Below are 20184 nucleotides of genomic sequence, written 5' to 3'. Positions count from 1 at the left end.
CGGAGTCCCGCACGAGTACCGGCGCCGCATTCATTGAACAGATCAGTTCAGTGTTGTAAGGTGAACTGTATGGTTCGCCAACATGTCCTGGACCGGGTGTTCGCGTCGCTGGCTGATCCGACCCGCCGCGGCATTCTGATCCGGCTCGGCGATGGCCCGGCCACCATCGGCGAGCTCGCCGAGCCCACCGGGATGAGCCTGACCGGCATGAAAAAGCATGTCCAGGTGCTCGAGGAAGCCGGACTCGTGGTCACCGAGAAAGTCGGCCGGTCACGACAGTGCCGCCTCGGCGTTGCGCCGCTGGACGAGGCGATGGACTGGATCGGCTTCTACCAACGGCTCTGGGCCCGCCGCCTCGACGGACTCGACGCCTACCTCACTCTCCAGCCCGACCCGAAGGGACAGAACTCATGACGCTCGACATGCGGATAACGCGACACCTACCCGCGACACCCGCGGAGGTCTTCGACGCGTACACGGACGCCGAGAAGCAGAAGACCTGGTTCACCATCCTCGACGAACAGCCCGGCATCCTCGAGATCGAGGCCGACCTTCGGGTTGGTGGGCAGCAGACCGCGGTATGGGGATCCAGCCCCGACCAGCTGTTCCGGGAAACGCAGACCTTCGTCGAGATCGACCGCCCGCACCGGCTCGTCACCGACTCCACCGGCGCCAGCCCGGACGGCACGACCATGACGACCCGCATCGAGGTTACGTTCGAAGAGAAAGACGGCGGCACCCTGATGACCATCGTCCAGAGCGGCTTCCCCACTCCCGAGGTCCGCGACTTCTACGCCAACGAGGCGTGGGACGGTGCGCTCGCCCGGATCGAGGCGTTCCTGGCCCGTCCGCGTGGAACCGAGCCTGCTGATGCCTGAGCTCTCCCACCCGCCGTCGTACAAACCCCCGTCAGGGAAGTAGGTGGTCAGGTTCCGGCGTCGGGCGGGATGAGCCCCAGCGACATCGCCTTCGTCACCGCGGCCGTGCGGTCGGAGACGTCGAGTTTCGCGAACGCGCGCAGCAGATGCGTCTTGACCGTGGCCTCGGCGATGGTCAGGGCCTGTGCGATGTCTGGATTAGACATACCAGCTGCCACGAGGCGCAGAACGTCGGCTTCGCGCGGCGACAGCACGTCCCGCTTCGGGTGCCGCACCCGGTTTAGCACCCGGGTCGCGACCGTCGGTGACAGCACCGTCTCGCCCCGCGCGGCCGCCCGGATGGCACCGAGCATTTCGGTGCGCGAGGAGTCCTTCAGGAGATACCCGGTGGCGCCCGCCTCGACGGCTCGCAGCACGTCCGCGTCGGACTCGTACGTCGTGAGCACCAGAACCCGCGTGTCCGGTGCCACCGTGCGTAGCTGACCGGTGGCGCCCACGCCGTCGAGGCCGGGCAGGCGGAGGTCCATCAACACCACATCCGGGTGCAGGGTCCGCACCGACGTGATCGCCTCGGCCCCGGAGCCGGCCTCGCCGACGATGGTGATGTCCGGCTCACCGTCGAGCATGCCGCGGACACCGGCCCGTACGACCGGATGGTCGTCCACCAGCAGCACCGAGATCACCGGACCGGCACCTCGACCCGGACCAGGGTGCCCGAACCGGCTTCGGAGCTCACCGTAACCGTGCCGGACATCTGCTCGACGCGACTGCGCATCGCTGCCAACCCATAGCCTCCCGATTCCGCCGGCGCGGCCCGGCCGCACCCGTCGTCCTGCGTCTCCGGTACCACCGACACGTCGTGGTGCTCCAGCCGTACGACCACCGAGTTGGCCCGGGCGTGCTTGCGGACGTTCGTGAGCGACTCCTGCGCCGTACGCAGCAGCACCACCTCGAGCGCCTTGGGCAACGGCGGTCCGTGTACGTCGGTGGCGAACTCCGCGTGCAGGCCGGTCTCCGACCGGAAGCGGTAAACGAGTCGACGCAGCGCCTGCGCCAGCGAGGAGTCGTCGAGCGCGGCCGGCGTGAGCGCGCCGACCAGCGCCCGCGCCTCGGTCAGGTTGTCCCGAGCGGTCTCCATCGCCAGGGCCAGGTGTCGCCGCGCCTTCCCGGGTGACTGTTCGAGATCAGCCTCGGCCGCCTGCATCAGCATCAGCACGCTGGACAGCCCCTGCGCGATGGTGTCGTGGATGTCCGCGGCGAGCCGCTGCCGTTCGGCGTGCACGCCGTCCTCGTGGCTGAGCCGCGCCACCTCGGCGCGGCTGGCCTCGAGCTCGCGGATCAGCTCGGCGCGGTCGTCGTTCTGGTCCGAGACGTGGCTGAACCAGGTACCGCACACCACCGAGACGACCACCACCATCATCGCCACCCACAGTGGTGCCTCGAACAGGGCCACCAGGTCACGCGAAACAGCGAAGATCGCCGCCAGGTAGCTGACGTTGACCGTCACCACCGCGATGAGCGCGCGCCGGCGCGGCAGCATGACGTACGCCTGCGGGCACAGCATTGCCAGCAGCAGTGACACACCGTTGGCCATCGTTACACCGGCGGCGAACAACCCGGTGGCGCCGGCGAAGTAGGCGTAGCCGTGCCAGGTGGCGCCACCGCCGTCGGAGAGCACGCGCCGCCACGCGGCATACCAGATGAGTGCCACGGCGATCGTGGCCACCGCCCCGGCGCGGGCCGCGACCGGTCGATTCGCAGCCCCCAGGACGAGGGCGGCGGTGGCGACGGCGATGAGGACGTAGTAGATCTCCCACACCACGTCGCTGGTCCACCATCCGCCACCCACTTCGCCGGGGTGGCTGGCCGGACCCGGTGCGGTCGGACCCGGTGCGGTCGGACCCATCGCGGTCGGACCGGTTGCGGCGCCGGTGCCGGGGATCACCCGTCCCCGCGTCCCCGCCAGCGAAACGTCGTGCGGCATAGCAGGAGACCTCCGATGCACCACGCGCCCAGGATCACAGCCGTTTTGCCATGCTCCCACGACATCACGATCTCCTGGGCGAGGATGGTGTCCGGCAGGAGGGCCGAGCGGAAGCCCTGGGCCATCCACTTCAGCGGGAACAGTGAGCCCATCGTGACCAGCGACTCGGGCAACGCGCTGATCGGCGTGTAGAAGATGCCGGAGACCAACGACAGGGCGATGTACGGAAGGTTCATCACGGCGCCGGCGCTCCGCTCCGAGCTGGCCAGGCTGCTCGCCGCGATGCCGAGGAACGCGCATCCGGTGACCCCGAGCACGAACACCCAGGCGAAGGTCAACCAGCGCGACGGGTCGGTCGGCATCGTGACGTCGAACATCAGCACGCCGATTCCGAACAGGACGACAACCTCGGCGACCGTCACTACGAGCACCATGATGACCTTGCCGAGGAAGTAGGCCGCGGCGGGCATCGGTGCACCACGTAGCCGCTTCAGGGTGCCATCCGCCCGGTCGGCGGCGACACTGATACCGAGATTGACAAACGTGGTGGAGGCGACGCCGGCGGCGACCATGCTGGGCACGAGATACTGCGCCGAGGTGACGCTGCTGCCCTCGTACACCCCGCTGATCATTGCCCCGAGCAGCGCGAGCAGAACGGCCGGCAGGGCGAACGTGAACACGACGGCGTCGCGCTCCCGGAAGAAGGCCTTCAGCTCGATAGCGCCGCGGTGCACCCCGAGGTAGGCGACCGACGGCCCACGGCGCGCGCCGGCGATCGCTGCGGTGGTCATCGGTCCCTCTCGATGAGGGTCAGATAGGCGTTTTCGAGGCTCTGCCGGGTCACGGTGAGGCCCGGCACGGTGCCGCCGTGGCGGCCGGTGAGTTCGGCCACGAGCTGACCGGGGTCCGACGTGTGCGCGGTGCGACGCACACCGTCCTCGTCCCAGGAGACGGAAACCTCAGCACTGGCCCGTCCACCGAGCGTCGCCGGGTCCCCCTCAGCCACGATCTTCCCAGCGGCGACGACCGCGACCCGGTTGGCGAGCGCCTCGGCCTCGTCGAGATAGTGCGTGGTAAGCAGGACGGTGGTGCCGCGCTCCGCGGCCAGCGAGCGGATCAGGCTCCAGAACTGCCGGCGCGCCCCGGGGTCGAAGCCGGTGGTCGGCTCGTCCAGAAACAGCAGCTTCGGGTTGCCGATGACGCCGACCGCGACGTCGAGCCGACGCCGCTGGCCGCCGGAGAGCGTACGCACCCGCGCGCGCGTCTTCTCGCTCAGCCCGACGGAATCGATCACCTGATCGGGGTCCCCGGGATCAGGGTAGTACCGGGCGAAGTGCCGAACCGTCTCGCCGACGGTGAGCTCGGACAGGTCGGCGACGTCCTGCAAAACGATGCCGATGCCGTACCGCCAGCTCCGTGGCGCCCGCTGCGGGTCGACGCCCAGGACGGACACCTCGCCCTCATCCCGGCGGCGGTAACCTTCGAGGATCTCCACCGTCGTCGTCTTGCCGGCACCGTTCGGGCCGAGCAGTGCGAAGATCTCCCCAGTGCCGATGTCGAGGTCGATCCCGTCGACCGCCGGGATGTTCCGATAGCGTTTACGCAGGCCCCGCACTCGTGCGGCAAGCGATTCGGTCATGGGTCCAGGCTCTCGCCACCGCGCCCGGCCGGGGACGACCACCCGACTGAATCCCGGTGTCCACCGATCGGTGGACACCGGGATTCAGTCGGCACCACAAGCCGCCACGACCACCGTGGCTAGATTGTGGCGAGGATCCGCGCCAGCTCGGTCGGGCGCGTCATCATCGGCCAGTGTCCGGAATCGATGTCGATCATGTCGACGTGCTTGGCTCGGGCCAGCTCGGGTACGTCTCCCGCAGCGATCGATTCCTGCACCGCGGCGGGTGTGAACTCCGGGCACACCACCACGACCGGGACGTTGAATCGCCGCTCGTCCGTCAGCCGTACGACGCCCTTGGCCACACCCTCGGGAACCGGGATCGCCGCCGCCACGAAGTCCTGCCGGGCCTGCTCATCCAGGTCGGCCCCGTCTGCCCCGTTGAACGGTTCCCAACCCGGGAACGGCATGGCATCGTCGCTGAATTCGAAGAAGTCGGCGTACGGCCGCCCATCAGTGCAGGGGAACCCGCCGATCAACACGACCGTGGCCACGCGTTCGGGCCGGGCGTCGGCCGCCATCCAAGCCAGGGTGCAGGCGGCGGAGTGTCCCACCACTACGGACCTGCCAGGACCGCTGTCGACGACGGCCACCACCGCGGCCAACTGGTCGGCCAGCGTCGCCGAGCTGTTCCCGTCGCCCTGTCCCGGCAGGGTCACCGGTACGGCGTGGCGGCCTGCCTTTTCTAACTCGCACTCGACGGTTTTCCACACCGACCCGTCGAGCCATAGGCCCCCCAGGAGCACGATCTGTTCTGCAGCCATGGAAGCAACCTAGCGGCGATTCCGGACGTTCTACTTCCGGTAATGTTTCCGCTGTGCGAACCGGTCCGAGCCCTACCGCCCGGGCCCTCCGCACGCTCGAGCTCCTGCAGGCACGTCCCGGCGTGACTGCCGATCAGCTCGCCTCCCGGTTAGGGGTGACGGAGCGGGCCGCACGACGCTACGTCGGGATCCTTCGTGAGGCCGGCATCCTGGTCGAGTCGGTCCGTGGGCCGCATGGCGGCTACCGACTGGGCCGCGGCACCCGGCTACCGCCGGTCGTCTTCACCCAGGAACAAGCGCTCAGCCTGGTCATGGCCGTGCTCGACGGGCAGCCGGCGGCGATCGACGCCGACGACCCGATCGGCTCGGCGCTCAGCACAGTCATCCGGGCTCTCCCCGAGAGTGTGGGACGGCAGGCGGCGGCGCTGCGGGCGTACATCTCGGCCACCCCGGACCGGCGAGTGGCCCGCCCGGATCCCGCCACCACAAGCGCCCTGGTCACCGCCGTCGCCGACCGGCGCCGCGTCCTGGTCACCCACAGCGGCGAGGGCGGCGAGGAACGGGACGCCGAGGTCGACCCGTGGGCAGTCGTCCTGCGGTACGGACGCTGGTACCTGCTGTGCCATTCGCACCGCGCGGACGCGATCCGCACGTACCGTATCGATCGGATTCGGGCTGTGCGGCAGTTACCGCACAGCTTTATGCCGCCCGATGACCTGGATCCGGTTGCCGCGCTTGCGGAGAATCTCGGCGCGGGCTGGGGGTACCCCACCCGCGTGGTGTTCCACGCGCCACGGGAGAAGGTGGCACGGTGGATCCGGCCGCCGATGGGCCGCCTCGAGCCGGACGGCGACCGTTGCGTCCTGGTCGGCAGCACCCGAAACCCCACGATGTACGCCCAGGAGTGGCTGGCTGCTGTCCCCTTTGACTTTTCGGTAGAAGAAGGCGCCGAACTACGTGCTGCCGTAGCCACAGTCGCGGCTCGCTTCAGCAGGGCGCTTTCACCTTCGCGGCCCGAAGCAGGGCCACCGCGGCTAGCGCTAACGGGAGCGGAACAGATCAGTGCGCTGGATCACGAGGCCGCCGACTGCGGCGAGGTCGGCGGTGTGGCCTTCTGCGGGTAGATCGTTTCGTGGCGGGCCAGCATGGTGACGAATTCTCCGATCTTGCGCTCGCGGGTCTGCGTCCGCTTGACGGCAGCAAGGCGTTGGATGAGAGCGAACCGGTTGGTCCTGGTGAGTACGTCGAACATGGCCTGGGCCGCAGGGTCGGCGGCGATGGCGGCGAGTAGGTCGTCCGGCACCTCGGCCTCCGACGGCGGGGCATAGGCGGCCGCCCACCGCCCGTCCGCCTTCGCGGCTTCCACCGCAGCTCGGCCGGCGGGCATCATTCGCCCCTGCGCCTCCAGCCGGGCCACGTGACCGACATTGCGTTGCGACCAGGAACTGCGGGGCCGGCGCGGGGTAAACCGGATCCAGGATGTCTCCCGATCCCGCTTCCGGCCCTGTCCGTCTATCCAGCCGAAACACAGGGCCTCATCCACCGCCTGCTGCCACGTCAGCGTGGTGGTGGTGCCGCCTTTCCTGGTCAGGGCGAGCCAGACCCCAGGCGACGTAACATGGTGTGCCGCCAACCACGTGCGCAGTGCCTCGGCATCCGCGACGATCAACTCGTTCAGTTCAGCGCTCGCCATGACCGCAGGCTAACCCGCCCCGCTGGGCTGCCAGCGCGCCGGCTACTCGACAGACGGCCGGGGCAGGGTGAACCACCCGAGGCCGGACCGCACGGTCGACACGGTTCGCCATTCCCTTGCGGCGGCTGGCTGTCCTGCACTCAGTCTTCAAGCCCTATCCAGGCCCTGCTCAATCAGGGGGTGCTGGACCACGTGGCCCAAGACGGCGAATTTAGACGAAGGTGAACAGGCTGGCTGGGGCGCTGCCACGGTTTCGCCGCATCCCGGAAACTGCAGGTCAAGGGCCTGACTCTGCGGCTGCCGATGGTCCTGACGAGCAGACGCGATCTCAACCATCGGCTACTGGTGCGGCATGTCGATCGCCGATTAGCGTGAGAGTCGAGCCGGGCCGTATCGGAGATGCCCGATGAGTCGGAAGGCATGCGAAATGGCCACCAACAAGTTCCGCGACGGACCTCGTGCCAGTCCCGACAGTGGCGGTGGACAGACGGTTCTGATCGCTGCCCTGTCCGATCGGCTCGCACTGTTCCTGGGCCTGCCTGGGTTGGTACTCCTGGTCGGGCTCTCCCTTCCGCCGCTGGCTCGGTGGATGTTGAGCTGGGAGACAGCACTGCCGCTCAAGCCGATCTTTTGGCTCGTTGGCGGGATCGACAAGCCGTGGGAGGTTGCCGTGAACCTCGCCATCTGGCTGGTGCTCGCGTTGGTGACGGCGTTCGCCGCGATGAGTGAGTCGCTGCGGGTGACGATCGACGATGCCGAGCTGCGGGTGACAAAGGGCGACGGCACCCGTACCTTCGCCCGCGACCGGGTGTCGGCGGTGTTCCTGGACGGCAAGAAGCTCGTGGTCCTCGACTTGCGGTCGTGCCAGCTGGTCCGGGACCGACACCAGGCGCACCAGGCGGCAATCGCCGCGGGGTTCCGCCGGCACGGCTACCCCTGGCACGACCACGATCCGTACGCCGACCTCTTCCGATCCTGGACGGCCGCCACGCCGGAACTGCCGGCCGCGGCCAACGACGTGCTCGCGGCCCGGCAGTCGGCGCTGAAGAACAAGGCGCACCGCGAGATCCACGCCCTCAGCGCGGCGCTGGAGAAGATGGGTTACGTCATTCGGGACGAGGGTGTGCATCAGTTCTGGCGCCCGCTCGTCCAGTCGTGACCGTCTCCCGTCCGGCCACTCCGGTCCGGGACCGCCTCGCCGACCTTGCTCTGTTGGCGGTCTCGGCGCTGGGCGCGCTGGCCATCGCCGGGTCGGCCGAGCAACGTGGCCAGCTCACCGGGGATGCGCTGGACGCGGCGTTTGGCCTGGCGGTGCTCGGCACCGTCGCACTGTGGTTCCGGCGGCGGTATCCGGTCGCCGTCACGGTGGTGCTCGCCCTGCTGCTCACCGTCACCGATCTGGTGATCGTCGCGGTGCTGATCGCCGTCTACACGGTCAGCGCACTCTGCAGCTGGTCCACCACGGCGGCCACGTTCGGGGCCAGCCTGTTGATCTACGTCCCCTACTCGGTACTGCTTCCGGCTCCCGCGCTGAGCGCATTCAACACCAATATCCTCTACGTGGCGTTGATGTCGCTCGTGCTGGCGGCGGGCAGCACCGCGCGGGCCCGGTACGAGGCGATCGCTGGGTTGTACGAGCGGGCCGAGCGGGCCGAGGTCGAGGCGCAGGAGCGGGCCGAGCGGTTGCGCGTGCAGGAACGGCAGCGGATTGCCGGGGAGATGCACGACGTACTGGCGCACCGTATCTCGCTGGTGAGCCTGCAGGCCGGCGCGCTGGAGGTCCGTTCCGATCTGCCGCCCGGCGTCGCGGAGTCCGTGACGGGCATTCGGCTGCAGTCGCATCGGGCGCTCGAGGATCTCCGGGAGATCCTCGGCGTGCTGCGTGCCGGCACCGACACCGACGGACTGCGCCCGCAGCCGGGAATTGCCGATCTTGCCCGGCTCGTCGCCGAGGCGCGGGCCGCCGGCACCGAGATCCGGGTCGATTTTCGAGCTACCGGCGATCCATCCGAACTTGTCGGCCGGACGATCTACCGGTTGGTTCAGGAGGGTTTGACGAATGCGCGCAAGCACGCGCCGAACCGGCCCGTTGAGATTCTGCTGGAGCGCGCCAGTGCGCGGGAGGTCCGGATACGGCTGCGCAACGCCCTGGCCAGCCGGGGCCGCACACCGGTTCCCGGTAGCCACTTCGGTCTCGTCGGGCTGGCGGAGCGGGTCGCGCTGGCTGGTGGCCGACTGTCGTACGGCATGCGGCGTGTTCCGGAAGGGCGAGTCGTGTTCCAGCTGGAGGCGTGGCTACCGTGGCCGGCGTGATCAAGGTGCTGGTGGTAGACGACGACGCGCTGGTTCGGGTCGGACTGTCGGCGGTGCTCAACGCAGCCGAGGATATCGAAGTGGTGGCGGAGGCGGCGGACGGCGCCGATGCGGTCGCTGTCGCCCAGCGGCTACGCCCGGACGTGGTGCTTATGGACATTCGGATGCCGGGTCTGGACGGTCTGTCCGCCACCGCGGCGGTGCGATCGCTCGACGAGCCGCCAGCGGTGATCGTACTGACCACTTTCAACACCGACGACCACATCCTGCGGGCGCTGCGGGCGGGTGCCAATGGTTTCCTGCTCAAGGATATGCCACCGCGGCAGATCCAGGATTCGGTGCGTGCTGTGGCGGCGGGCGAGTCGATGCTTTCTCCGGCCGTGGTCGAGCGATTGATCGACTACGTGGTTCAGGGGGCGGACAACGATGGGCACCATGACCGGGTGACCGTCGCCCGGGCAGCGTTGGCGCACCTGACCAAGCGAGAACGGGAGGTCGCCGCGGGGGTGGCCGCGGGAAGGTCGAACGCGGAGATAGGTGGCGACCTGTTCATGAGCGTGGCGACGGTCAAGGTGTACGTCTCCCGGATCATGGCGAAGCTGGACTGCGCGAACCGCGTGCAGGTGGCGATCCTTGTCCACCAGGCTCGGGAGTGAGCGACCACCGTGGCTAGCTGCGGGCCGTTCTAGAAGGCCGGCTGGCCGTGCGGTGGAGCGTGGGTCCGGAAATCCTCGTACGCGGTCCATTGTCATGCCAGTGCGCTATTCCACAGCGAGGGGATGATGGGCGGGCTCGACCTCGCCGAACGGCTCTCTGCCTACCGGCCGGGTGGGCAGTTCGTCTTCACCTGTGCCGTGCTCGGCTGGTGCGGAAAGGCTCGGTGAACAGCCAGCCGAAGTACGGCTGCTTTTATCCTGCGATTAGAGGGAACAGAACGGCAGACTCGCGTATTCGTGGGAAGCGAGTTCATCCTGCTTGCCGCCGCCGATGTGCATCACGGTCCGTAGTAGATGTGGCCTGACGCCGGCAGTGCGACTGGCGGGTGCGTTGCCGGGAAGCCGTGCCCCTCTGCCGGCCGCGTACCTGGAGCGCCGTTGCATAGTCGTCCTACGTCGACGTCCTGATCTGTTCGTTTACGTGCTTCAGGCCCCGTGCCGTGGCCGTTGGCGTGGCGGGCAGCAGCGGTGGGCGGACCATCGGCGTGGGGATGCGTCGCTGGGCGTGTAGCACCGCTTTGATGACGGATGGGTTGGGTTCGGCGAGAAGCGCCGTCGATAGCGTGGCGAGGCGGTGGCCGAGCGATCTGGCACGGGTGGCGTCCCCGGCCTGCCAGGCCCTGATCAGCGAGGCGTAGTCGTTGGTGGCGACGTGCGCTGAGGCGAGGATGCCGCCGTGCCCGCCAAGAGCGAGCAGCGCGGAGACGTAAGCGTCTTCGCCGCACAGTACCGAGTGACCCGGGGGTAGGTCAGCGAGGAAGGCGAGGGTGTCGGCGTCAATGCCGCCGACAGTGTGCTTGATTCCCACCACGCCGGGCAGGCCAGCCAGCCGGCGCAGGGTCCCGACGGAGAGCGGCTGCCCGGTGCGGTAGGGGACATGGTAGGCGACCAGCGGCACGGGAGAATCCTCGGCCAGTCGGGCGAAGTGGGCGAGTACGGCCTCCTCGCCGGGCCGCAGGAACGGCGGCACCAGGCAGAGCGCCGCCGTGACCTCAGGCCGTCCGCCGAGCACCCGAAGTGCATCGAGGGTGTGCGCGCCGACCAGAAGTTGGGCCGCGCGCTCGCGGCAGACCGCCGCGACGACGTCGACCACACCTTGCTGCTCGGCGTCGGTGAGAGCGTGCGGTTCTGCGGTGGTGCCGAGGGCGACCAGGCCGGCTGCCCCACCTTCCAGGACCTGGTTGGCGAGGGCGGTCAGGGCGTCGAAGGCGACAGCGCCCCGCTCGTCAAACGGTGTGATCAGCGGTACGTACAGGCCGGTCAGCGTCATGCCTCCAGCCTCCGGGTCGAGACTGTGAAGAACCAGTTCCGATTACTGACTGAATACGTAAGCTTGGCTGATGCTTGACGTCCGCCGCCTGCGCCTGCTGCGCGACCTGGCCCGCCTGGGCACCATCGCCGCCGTCGCTGAGGCGCACACCTACACGCCATCCGCCGTCTCCCAGCAGCTCGCCGCGCTGCAACGGGAAGCCGGCGTCGCGCTACTGGAACGCGCCGGCCGCCGGGTCACTCTCACCCCCACCGGGGAGGCGCTGGTGCGACAAGCCGAGGTGGTCCTTGCCGCCCTAGAAGCGGCGGACGCCACGCTGGCCGCCGCCCGCGGGGGGCTCTCCGGCACGGTACGCATCGGCGCGTATCCGAGTGCCGTCCGTACCGTGTTGGCGCCGGCGCTGGTCGCGCTGGCCCTCGACCATCCCGCGCTCGACCTGATGGTCACCGAACTGGACCCGGTCGCCGTGCCCAACGCGCTGCGCGACCGTCGCCTCGACGTGGCCCTCGATCACGACTACGACATCGTGCCGGTCGATTCGGATCCGGCGCTGGACTCGACGCCTCTGCTGGAAGAGACGGTCTTCCTCGCCCTGCCGACCGAAATGGAGTGCGATCTTCGAGGTGACCCGATGCACTCGGTGCGCGATGCCGAGTGGATCGCGGGTAGCCAGGGGACGCTGTGCCACTCGGTTGCCCTGCACGCCTGCGAGTTGGCCGGCTTCCGCCCGACGGTGCGCCACCACGCCGACGATTTCGCCGCCATGCTGGCCCTTGTGGCCGCCGGACAAGGCGTCGGGCTGGTGCCTCAACTCGCCGTCGGGCAACCGCCCGCGGGGGTCCGCCTCGTACCCCTCGCTATCAGGCGACGTACCCGGATCGCGTACCGGAGGGGCGCAGGAGACCACCCGGCAGTCGCCGCTTGCATCGCGGCGCTTCGCCACACTAGCCGCGACCACGGCGACGAGCAGGACAGGTGCGCCGGGCTGTGATTTGGCGAGCGCGCAGCAGAGACGGGGCTGGTCCGTAATCGGCACCTACCTACGCACTGCCAGTGAGGTTGCTGACGAACATTTGGACGTCGGAGATATCGGCCCGTCCAAGACAAGATATTGCTCCTGGAGCCGGGGTTCAGGAATGATGTTCCCCGCGCACGCGGAGTGATCCCAGGTAGTAGCGCGACCGGGCCGGGCTGGCTTCGCGGAGGAGGACGGGGCGCACTATGGAGCAGGGAACCCGGGACGAGTTGCTTGGCCGCCTGGCTGGGGCGGTCGGATCCGTCGTACTCGGGCACCCCACCCGGGTAGCTGTTGACGGACCACCCGCCGCCGGCAAGACCACCCTCGCCGACGAGCTGGCCGTCGTCTTGCGTGACCAGGGCCGCGCTGTCATTCGTGCCACGATCGACGACTTCGTCTTTCCTCGAGCGCGGCGTTATCCACGGGGCGAGTACTCGGCCGAGGGCTGCTACTTCGACGCCCACGACCACGACGCGCTGACCCGAGTCCTGCTCGATCCGCTTGGTCCGGGCGGAGATCGACGCTTCCAACCCGCGGTCTACGACCACATCGCGGATTCCGTGCTGTCCCCACCGGTCATGACCGCCCCCGCCAACGCCGTGCTGGTCTTCGACGGCGTCTTCCTCATGCGCCCAGAGTTGATCGATCGGTGGGACCTGCGCATCTTCGTGTCGACAGCCTTTGACACGACCGTGGATCGTGCCGTGATCCGAGAATGCCGGGCGGCAGCCCGGGGCGATGTCGAACGACGCTGGCGGGAGCGTTACATCCCCTCGCAACAGCTTTACTTTGCCACGGTTCGTCCGACCGACCACGTCGATATCGTTGTGCACAACGACGAGCCTGGGTTGCCGGCCTGGGAGACTCCAGCACGCTGAGCGCACTCGACGGGGCTACGAGCACGAACCGCGTTGCTCCAACCGCCATCGACGATGGGCCCTACTGTGGAGGTCCAGGGTGGTCAAGAGCGTGGTGGCATCGGTAGGCGGTGTCCTCGTGTGCCTGATAGCCACCTGGCTGGTCGTCGTTGCCTTCCGGGACCGGCCGGCGGCGCCAACGACGGCATGGGGGCCTCGGCTGCCGACGCTCGGTGGGTTGGTGGCGGGCCGGGTGCCGGATGGCCCGGCTGTCTCGCCTACATCGACATCCTCCGGATAGATGCGGCAGGTTAGCTTCCGCAATCGCTGTCATGCTGGGGACGTGTTGGAGACCTCGGCCCGCCTGCTCGAACTGCTGTCACTGCTTCAGCTCAAGCGTGACTGGACGAGCGCCGAGCTCGCCGGCCGGCTGGAGGTGAGCACGAGGACGGTCCGCGCCGATGTCGCCAAACTGCGGTCGCTCGGCTATCCCGTGGTCGCGCGCCCGGGCATCGCGGGTGGGTACCGGCTGGCCGCCGGTACGGCGATGCCCCCACTGCTGCTTGACGACGACGAGGCGGTGGCGGTCGCGGTCGGGCTGGGTGCGGTCGCGACCCAACGGCTCGGTGTCGAGGAGACATCGCTTACCGCGCTCGCGAAGCTGGAGCAGGTGCTGCCCGCGCGCCTCCGCCGGCGCGTTGCGGCGGTGCGGGAGGCGACGAGCGTTGTTCCGGGGGCACGGCCACCGCTGGATCTGTCGGTCCTCGGCGCGGTCGCTGCCGCGATCCGCGGCCAGGAACGGCTTCGCTTCGGCTACACCAAGCCGGGCGGCAGCGAAGGGGTTCGCCATGCCGAGCCGCAACGGCTGGTGAGCTGGGGGTCGCTCTGGTACCTACTCGCCTGGGATCTCGACCGGGACGACTGGCGGGTCTTCCGGGTCGACCGCATGGTGGTGCACGCACCGACGGGCGTGCGGTTTCACCCGCGTGCGATTCCGGCGGACAACGTCGTCGAGTACGTCGTTGGACGGGTCAGCAGGGCGGCCTGGACGTACCGCGCCCGGCTACTCGTACGTGCTCCCGCCGCCGAGGTCGCAGCGAAGATCCGCATCCCGGTCGAGATCGAGGTGGTTGACGAGTTCACCTGCCAGGTCGTGCTGGGTTCCGATCACCCGGACCGGCTCGCGCTCTGGATGGCACAGCTCGACCTCGACCTTGAGGTGATCGACGGAGACGAACTCGCGCTGGCGTTCGATCGCCTCGCGACGAGATTCCGCCGCGCGGCGGGTGGCGCATCCTCCGGCCGACCGGGGACGACCGACGATGAACGAGGGGCTGCTTGAGTAAGTCGACCTTGGCGGGTTGGGTCTCCGAGTTTCTGGAAGCCCAGGCGGGACAGCCGCTACCTCGCGGCACGCGCTCGTACGATCGCTGCTCGCCCAGGGCCTGGTCGATGCGGATGTGATCGGGTGCCCTGGCGGTTCTCCCGCCAGGGCACCCGGGGACGTCAGCGGGCGAACTGCCCGGGGCGTCGGCCGGGACCGGCCGGCCCGCGGTATGCCTGCGCGACGTCCAGCCACCGGTCGGCTTCGTTGCCTGTGGCCTTCAGCGCCAGGTCGTCGCGGTGGCGACGTCGGGTTACCAGCAGGCACAGGTCGGTGGCGGATCCGGTGATGGTCTGCTCGGCCTCGACCGGACCGAACTGCCAGCGCGCGCCGGAGGGCGCGGTGACGCGGAACTGGAACCGCGTGTCCGGCACCTCAAGCCCGCGGGCCAGGTAGCCGAAGTCCCAGGTGCGGAGGGCGAACTCCACCAGGTAGCGAAGCCGGTCGGTGTGTTGACGCGCTGCCCCGAGGGCGTCCGCGATGTCCTGGCCGTGCCCGAACAACTCCATCATCCCGGCGGCCGCCAGCACGGGCGCGGGGATCGGGCGGACCAGCCACGGCAGCAAAGTGCCATCTGCGACGGCGGCGAGGGCCTTCTGGGTGGTGGCCCGCTCGTCGCGCCACGCCCCCAGCAGCCGGCTCGGCGGCTGCGCCACGTATGGGGCCATCGCCGCCTGGACGTTGGACTCGAACGAGTCACTCATCTGGGACATCATGCGTCGGAACTCGTCCGGGGCAGCGGCTGCGAGACCGGCCATCCGGAAGGTGGCAGCCAGGTGTGCGATCTGGTGTGCCACCGTCCAACCCTCGGCCGGCGTCGGCGTTTCCCAGGCGTCCTTGTCCAGCCCGGTGACCAGGTGGTCGACACTCTCGCCCTCGGCTTTCAGGGCAGCGAATATGTCCTGCTCTGCCACGCGCTCATCCTCTCGCTGCTGCGACACCCTGGGCCCGATGTGCGGTACGCGACCGGGCGATACCAGGGACGGCTGCCGCCGGGTTCGGAGTCCGGGCGGGTAAGGGGAAATCAGTCGTTGCCTTGGCATTTCGGTTGCCTTCATCATCGGCGCGCGGGACGAGCGACGTCATCTCCCGCTGTGCGGACCGCCATCCCCGCTCGATCCGGGCTCACCTTTCGCCTCCGTTCCGAGACCGTCCATGTGCGCGGTCAGATCGTTGTCCAGCCCGGCGCCGATGAGATGGGCGGCGTTCAGGCTCGCCCATGCGGCCGCCAGGACCAGCGTGCGGTCATCGGCACCGGCGACCCGACAGGCCGTGATGTCACCGGCGGTAACGCGGTACGGGGCGAGCGCGGTCAGCAGCGCCAGCCGACCGAGGGGCCGTTCGTCAGGGGGTAGCGCGGTGAGCGCCGCGTCGAAGAACGCACCGGCGGCTAGGGTCGTTGCGGGCGGGTCGGCGACCGTTGCCAGCACCAGGGCCCGGATGCGCTCCGGCAGCACCTGCGTCCCAGCGGCGTACACGGCCCGCGTTGACCGTGCCATCGCTGCGGCGATGTGCGGTTGCCCGAGTGACCAGCCGAGCGTCGCCGGGATCGGGGCCGGTGGTAGCAGGTCCACCGACCGGCCCGGCGCGGCCCCGACCCCGGCCAGTCCCCCCATCACCCGACTGGCGATCCGGAGGGCCACCTTGCGGACCGGGCCCGAGGTGGCCGGCAACGGCGACTCCTGGAGAAACACATGCACCATTCGGTTGAGGTAATGGAAGACCACTGCCACACCGATCAGCTCCGGTCCGTATGCGAGGGGAAAGGGCGGCCTCGGGCGGTCGGACGGCTCGCCGCTGCGCCGTCCCCACTCCGCCAGCGCCTCCAGTTCCGGGTCGGCGGCCGGATCTCGGTCCACGGGATGCCTCCCGGGACGGTCGATCAGCCCGGTGGCCGCCGCCCCGTGCACGTCAACGCAGTACGGGCAGCGGTTACCGAGCGACACCGCCTCGGCCACCACCTCCTTGGCCCGCCGGGAGACCAGCCCGTCGGCCAGCAGCGTCTCCCGCAGTAGTGCCCAGCAGGCGCGCAGCGCCTCGGGCGCGGGGGAGTGCAGCACGACCGGCGGTGCGTAGACGCCGAAGTCGGTGGCGAGCTGGCGGTAGACCTCGGCGACGGCCCCGGTGGCGGTGTTCGGCGGGACCGGGGTGACGTGTCGGATGTGGGTCAGCATCGTTCGACTAGTCGCCCGAGCCAGCCATCGGCCCATGAGTTCCCTCCTCGAACCGGACGCTGGGGCCGGTGGCCTTGCGCCGCCGGCCCACGGCACGTCCTCAGCTGACAGCGGTCGCCGGCACGGTTCCGCTGGAACCCTCCGGCAAGGATCCGCCGTAGGTGACCCGTACGCCGCGTTCCTGCGCGGCCCGGATGATGCCGGGCATGGCCCGTTCGGCGAGTGCGGCGATGGTCAGGGCCGGGTTCACCGTCAGGGCACCGGGTACCGCGGAACCGTCGGTGACGAAGATTCCTGGGTGTTGCCGCAGTTCGTGCCGGTCGTCCAAGGCGGACGTCTCGGGGTTGTCACCGATCCGGCAGGAGGAGAGTGGATGCACGGTGTACGCGCCGACGACATCGTTGGTCCACGGCGTTACCCGAGCCAGCCCATCGCGCTCCAGGATGTCCTTGACGTCGGCGTCGGAGGCGGCCCAGCCGCGCAGCGTGTTCGGGGTGGGGCGGTAGCGTAGTGGCCCACGACCGAGCATCTGCTGGGAGATGCGGTCGGCGTTTCCAGTGGTGGGTGGTGGCCCGAAGACACCCTCGTTGTCGTCCTCGGACATAGTGAAGATGGTCAACCAGGATTGCCAGCGACGCATCATCTCCTTCTTCTCCAGGCCGAACCAGCTCGGTCCGGTCGCGTCGGGTACCTGGGCGAGGATGGTGCCGAGGCCGGGCGGGAAGTAGAGCTGCTCCAGGGAGTAGCGCTCGAACTCGGGCAGGTTTCCGTCGAGTCGATCCCAGGATGCCACGGTCGGTCCGCGGCCGATCTGGTTGGCGGCGTACGCCTTGCCACCGGGTCGGGACAGACCGAGCACCTCGCGGACCCGGTCCTCGTCGAACACGGCGGTGTTCAGCCGCTCACCATTGCTGGAGAAGTAGCGGCCGACGGCGGGGGGCATGGCGCCGAGGGTCGGCTCGGAGCGCTGCAGGATCACGGGCGTGGCGCCGGCACCCGCCGCGACGATTACGATCTTGGCGTCGATCGTGCCGCTGTCGTGCAGGATTCGGTAGTCCTCGGCGTCAACGTTCCGGTAGTGCACCCGGTAGCCACCGTCGTCGGTGCGCGACAGGTGCTGCACCTCGTGCAGCGGGCGGACCTCGGCACCGTGGGCAAGAGCGGCCGGCAGGTAGTTCAGCAGCAGCGAGCGTTTGGCGTCGAAGCGACAGCCGGCCATCATCCAGTTGCAGTTCGTACACATGTCTACGTCGACCGCCGAGGGCACCGGGTTGGCGGTCCGGCCGGCGTGCGCACAGGCCGCCGCGAAAAGGCCGCCAGCGTAGGGGATGTTCTCCCAGCTCTGCTTCGTGACTGGCAGGGCCTCGGTCGCTCGGTCGTACCAGGGATCCAGGCTGTCCCGGGTGATGGCCGCCGGCCACATCCGCTGGCCGATGCTGCCGCGGCGCTCGAAGACGAACCGTGGCGCGCGGGGCATGGTGGCGAAGTAGACGACGCTGCCTCCGCCGACGCAGTTGCCGCCGAGCAGGCTCATCCCGTCGCCGACAGTGAAGTCGAAGATGCGGGTGTACGAGGAACCGAGCTTGAAGTCGTGGTCGAACTCCTCGGCGGACAGCCACGGTCCACGTTCGAGAACCACCACCTTCGCGCCACCGGCAGCCAGGTGGTAGGCGGGTATGGCGCCACCGAACCCGCTGCCGATGATCACTACGTCGGTGCTGGCGGTATTGCTCATGCGGGACTCCCGGAGGGAACGGTTTCGGGGTGTAGGGGCGCTAGGGGACGGCCGTAGGAGTGCTCGGGAAAGCGCCAGAGGCCGTCGTCATCGGGCCGGGCGATGCCGATCGCCAGCAGGCCCGGATGCCCGGCGGCAAGAGCCTCGTGGACGCCGATGTGCGCCGCGCTGTCGAAGGCCATATTGCTGAAGAGCGCCAATCCCACCCACATCTCCTGCTCGGGGTGCCCTGGCTTCAGCAGGTCGCTGAGCAGGGCGGTGCGGTGGTCGTAGGAGAGGGCCACGAACGGCGGCGTACCGGGGGTGAGCGGCAGGCCATGCGACTCGGCGTAGCTCGCGGCGTGTGAGTTCAGCGCCTCGCTCAGCGGTGCGAGGGCCGCGGCGAATCCGCTGGCCGGATCCTCCAGCAGGGCCAGCGCCCCGCTGGCGACGGCGCCACCGTCAGTCGAGACCCCAGCGATCGCCCGGTCGTCAGGTGAGCGTTTCCGACCCGGAACAATAGTGTCGGCAAACGCTTCGAGCGTCATGACCCGGGTCTGCTCGGAGTCGGGGTTTTCCGTCTGCATGGCGTTCCCTTCGTCTCTGTTTGACGTGCATCCGTTGAAGCCACGGTCATTCCCGGCAGCTTCGTTCCCTTTTGTGCGTTGATGAAGAAGTAGGGAGAGATGAAGGGGTTTGAATTGGTCGGCGGATGCGATGCCCAATCACTGCATCATCGATGGGGCCGGTCAGAGGTGCACCTTTTTCTTTGCGGAGGCAGGTGTGTGGAAGCCGCATTTCCCGCCGTACCGGCAGGCCTTCTCCGAGGGTGCGCAACGCAGAAGAGGACGTACGCCGGGGCGGCCCGGACGATAGAGACGCCGCCGAATCCGGCGGAAGATGTCGTACCGACAGGGAGACTGCCATGTCGAGCGTGCTGGGTTCGGTGCGCCGCCTGCTCATGTCGCCGTCGCTGGCTGAGGTCACCTTCGCTGGACGCGGCTTTCCCGGGAGCCGTCGCCGGTTACCCGGCGGCTGGCGGTGGTCCCGCAGTCGGTCATCTGCGGCTTCGAGTGGGGCATTGACGTCCCTGACCTGTGTGCCACCGACGATGACCTGGCTGGCCGTGGATGGCTACGGCTTCGATCGGGCGTACTTCGAGGTCGAGCGGTACGTCACCCGGCAGGAACGCCTTCGGGCGTACCCGTGGCAGGGCCGCCCAGACTATTTCGCCCGGGCGGTGGACCAGGGTGTCGGCCGCGCGTTGTGGTTCATCCACTGAGGGCGCACTGCCGATGTCAGCGCCGCTGTGCACGCCTTCGCCGAGCAGCGGCACGGCGACCTGTGGAGCGGGGTTGGCCTCGCGGCAACCTTTGCCGGGGGTAGCACTCCGAGCGACCTGGCCGCGATCCGCCACTCCGCCGGACAGCACCTCGGTGATCTTGCCCAGGGGACGGCGTTCGCGGCCAAGGCGCGCAGCCATGCGGGGTACGTGCCGGAGCACAGCGAGGTCGCCATGTGGGCGTTGGGCGACCGGTCGGTGGCGGATGCGGCGCGACTCGCCAGCGACGTCGTCTCCGTTGCCGCTGAGCCCGGCCTGCCGGCGTACGAGGTGTGGCGCCGCCAGCTCCGCACCCACCTTGTGCCCGCCGACGCGGCCCGGGCCTGACCGGGAACGCAGGGTCCCCAGCACCTCGGGCGGCGTCGAATGTGATCGGACATCGACTAGGTCCGCACGGTT

20 protein-coding genes and 1 pseudogene are annotated in these 20184 nt (G+C 69.0%); 10 read left to right on the top strand and 11 right to left on the bottom strand.

The genetic code is table 11. The features are described 5' to 3' along the window. Positions 1-69 precede the first annotated feature (69 nt). Both SALPAC4_RS0124120 and SALPAC4_RS0124115 read left to right on the top strand, forming a co-directional pair. The gene (locus SALPAC4_RS0124120; protein ID WP_019872570.1) at positions 70-414 is read left to right on the top strand and encodes an ArsR/SmtB family transcription factor; all 345 of its coding nucleotides are present in this window, start codon (positions 70-72) and stop codon (positions 412-414) included. After that, positions 411-878 carry an SRPBCC family protein gene (locus SALPAC4_RS0124115; protein ID WP_019872569.1) on the top strand — a complete coding sequence of 156 codons (468 nt, stop codon included), beginning with the start codon at positions 411-413 and terminating at the stop codon, positions 876-878. The genes SALPAC4_RS0124120 and SALPAC4_RS0124115 overlap by 4 nt, the downstream gene beginning before the upstream one ends. Positions 879-925: 47 nt before the next feature. Here SALPAC4_RS0124115 and SALPAC4_RS0124110 read toward each other — a convergent pair whose 3' ends face one another. The 5 genes from SALPAC4_RS0124110 to SALPAC4_RS0124090 all read right to left on the bottom strand — a co-directional run bounded on the left by SALPAC4_RS0124110 (position 926) and on the right by SALPAC4_RS0124090 (position 5304). Beyond that, on the bottom strand, positions 926-1561 hold the full coding sequence (locus SALPAC4_RS0124110; RefSeq protein WP_019872568.1) for a response regulator: 636 nt from the start codon (positions 1559-1561) through the stop codon (positions 926-928). Next, positions 1558-2862 (bottom strand): sensor histidine kinase, encoded by a 1305-nt coding sequence (locus SALPAC4_RS0124105; RefSeq protein ID WP_019872567.1) that lies wholly within the window; start codon positions 2860-2862, stop codon positions 1558-1560. The genes SALPAC4_RS0124110 and SALPAC4_RS0124105 overlap by 4 nt, the downstream gene beginning before the upstream one ends. After that, positions 2820-3653, bottom strand: a complete 834-nt coding sequence (locus SALPAC4_RS0124100) for an ABC transporter permease (protein WP_019872566.1) — start codon at positions 3651-3653, stop codon at positions 2820-2822. The genes SALPAC4_RS0124105 and SALPAC4_RS0124100 overlap by 43 nt, the downstream gene beginning before the upstream one ends. Continuing rightward, on the bottom strand, positions 3650-4501 hold the full coding sequence (locus SALPAC4_RS0124095; protein WP_019872565.1) for an ABC transporter ATP-binding protein: 852 nt from the start codon (positions 4499-4501) through the stop codon (positions 3650-3652). Before SALPAC4_RS0124095 ends, SALPAC4_RS0124100 begins: the two co-directional genes overlap by 4 nt. A gap of 119 nt (positions 4502-4620) precedes the next feature. Further along, positions 4621-5304: an alpha/beta fold hydrolase gene (locus SALPAC4_RS0124090; RefSeq protein WP_020113565.1), complete on the bottom strand. Its 684-nt coding sequence runs from the start codon at positions 5302-5304 to the stop codon at positions 4621-4623. A 104-nt stretch (positions 5305-5408) separates the two neighbouring features. Between SALPAC4_RS0124090 and SALPAC4_RS0124085 the strand changes: the two genes are divergently transcribed. Beyond that, positions 5409-6428: a helix-turn-helix transcriptional regulator gene (locus SALPAC4_RS0124085; protein WP_239061326.1), complete on the top strand. Its 1020-nt coding sequence runs from the start codon at positions 5409-5411 to the stop codon at positions 6426-6428. Here the strand turns inward: SALPAC4_RS0124085 and SALPAC4_RS0124080 are convergent. Further along, positions 6377-6997 (bottom strand): YdeI/OmpD-associated family protein, encoded by a 621-nt coding sequence (locus tag SALPAC4_RS0124080; RefSeq protein WP_019872562.1) that lies wholly within the window; start codon positions 6995-6997, stop codon positions 6377-6379. The two genes, SALPAC4_RS0124085 and SALPAC4_RS0124080, sit on opposite strands and share 52 nt — an antisense overlap. A gap of 427 nt (positions 6998-7424) precedes the next feature. Here SALPAC4_RS0124080 and SALPAC4_RS0124075 point away from each other — a divergent pair, with 427 nt between their 5' ends. The 3 genes from SALPAC4_RS0124075 to SALPAC4_RS0124065 are packed head-to-tail and all read left to right on the top strand — an operon-like array spanning position 7425 to position 9966. Continuing rightward, positions 7425-8156 carry a YqeB family protein gene (locus SALPAC4_RS0124075; RefSeq protein WP_019872561.1) on the top strand — a complete coding sequence of 244 codons (732 nt, stop codon included), beginning with the start codon at positions 7425-7427 and terminating at the stop codon, positions 8154-8156. Continuing rightward, complete coding sequence (locus SALPAC4_RS0124070; protein ID WP_019872560.1) at positions 8153-9310, top strand: sensor histidine kinase; 1158 nt, start codon at positions 8153-8155, stop codon at positions 9308-9310. Before SALPAC4_RS0124075 ends, SALPAC4_RS0124070 begins: the two co-directional genes overlap by 4 nt. Further along, positions 9298-9966, top strand: coding sequence for a response regulator (locus SALPAC4_RS0124065; RefSeq protein WP_019872559.1), 669 nt, complete (start codon positions 9298-9300; stop codon positions 9964-9966). Before SALPAC4_RS0124070 ends, SALPAC4_RS0124065 begins: the two co-directional genes overlap by 13 nt. A gap of 451 nt (positions 9967-10417) precedes the next feature. Here SALPAC4_RS0124065 and SALPAC4_RS0124055 read toward each other — a convergent pair whose 3' ends face one another. Next, a complete protein-coding gene (locus SALPAC4_RS0124055; RefSeq protein WP_019872557.1) occupies positions 10418-11296 on the bottom strand; it encodes a dihydrodipicolinate synthase family protein in 879 nt (292 codons plus the stop codon). A gap of 70 nt (positions 11297-11366) precedes the next feature. Here SALPAC4_RS0124055 and SALPAC4_RS0124050 point away from each other — a divergent pair, with 70 nt between their 5' ends. From SALPAC4_RS0124050 to SALPAC4_RS0124040, 3 genes are all read left to right on the top strand, one after another. Beyond that, positions 11367-12287, top strand: a complete 921-nt coding sequence (locus SALPAC4_RS0124050) for a LysR family transcriptional regulator (RefSeq protein WP_019872556.1) — start codon at positions 11367-11369, stop codon at positions 12285-12287. A gap of 230 nt (positions 12288-12517) precedes the next feature. Next, a complete protein-coding gene (locus SALPAC4_RS0124045) occupies positions 12518-13192 on the top strand; it encodes a nucleoside/nucleotide kinase family protein (protein WP_019872555.1) in 675 nt (224 codons plus the stop codon). Positions 13193-13514: 322 nt separating this feature from the next. Beyond that, positions 13515-14513 (top strand): helix-turn-helix transcriptional regulator, encoded by a 999-nt coding sequence (locus tag SALPAC4_RS0124040; protein WP_018731799.1) that lies wholly within the window; start codon positions 13515-13517, stop codon positions 14511-14513. A 164-nt stretch (positions 14514-14677) separates the two neighbouring features. Here SALPAC4_RS0124040 and SALPAC4_RS0124035 read toward each other — a convergent pair whose 3' ends face one another. The 4 genes from SALPAC4_RS0124035 to SALPAC4_RS0124020 all read right to left on the bottom strand — a co-directional run bounded on the left by SALPAC4_RS0124035 (position 14678) and on the right by SALPAC4_RS0124020 (position 19030). Further along, positions 14678-15469 carry a TIGR03084 family metal-binding protein gene (locus SALPAC4_RS0124035; RefSeq protein ID WP_019872553.1) on the bottom strand — a complete coding sequence of 264 codons (792 nt, stop codon included), beginning with the start codon at positions 15467-15469 and terminating at the stop codon, positions 14678-14680. A gap of 168 nt (positions 15470-15637) precedes the next feature. Further along, a complete protein-coding gene (locus SALPAC4_RS0124030; protein WP_019872552.1) occupies positions 15638-16729 on the bottom strand; it encodes a carboxymuconolactone decarboxylase family protein in 1092 nt (363 codons plus the stop codon). 100 nt (positions 16730-16829) lie between these two features. Beyond that, the gene (locus SALPAC4_RS0124025; protein WP_019872551.1) at positions 16830-18464 is read right to left on the bottom strand and encodes a GMC family oxidoreductase N-terminal domain-containing protein; all 1635 of its coding nucleotides are present in this window, start codon (positions 18462-18464) and stop codon (positions 16830-16832) included. Continuing rightward, on the bottom strand, positions 18461-19030 hold the full coding sequence (locus SALPAC4_RS0124020) for a DUF5987 family protein (RefSeq protein WP_019872550.1): 570 nt from the start codon (positions 19028-19030) through the stop codon (positions 18461-18463). Before SALPAC4_RS0124020 ends, SALPAC4_RS0124025 begins: the two co-directional genes overlap by 4 nt. A 338-nt stretch (positions 19031-19368) precedes the next feature. Here SALPAC4_RS0124020 and SALPAC4_RS25625 point away from each other — a divergent pair. Continuing rightward, positions 19369-20112: pseudogene (locus SALPAC4_RS25625) on the top strand (DUF1702 family protein). Positions 20113-20184: the final 72 nt, after the last annotated feature.

Source organism: Salinispora oceanensis (assembly GCF_000383575.1).
Taxonomy (GTDB): domain Bacteria; phylum Actinomycetota; class Actinomycetes; order Mycobacteriales; family Micromonosporaceae; genus Micromonospora; species Micromonospora oceanensis.
This window is presented reverse-complemented; position numbering and strand designations above follow the sequence as displayed.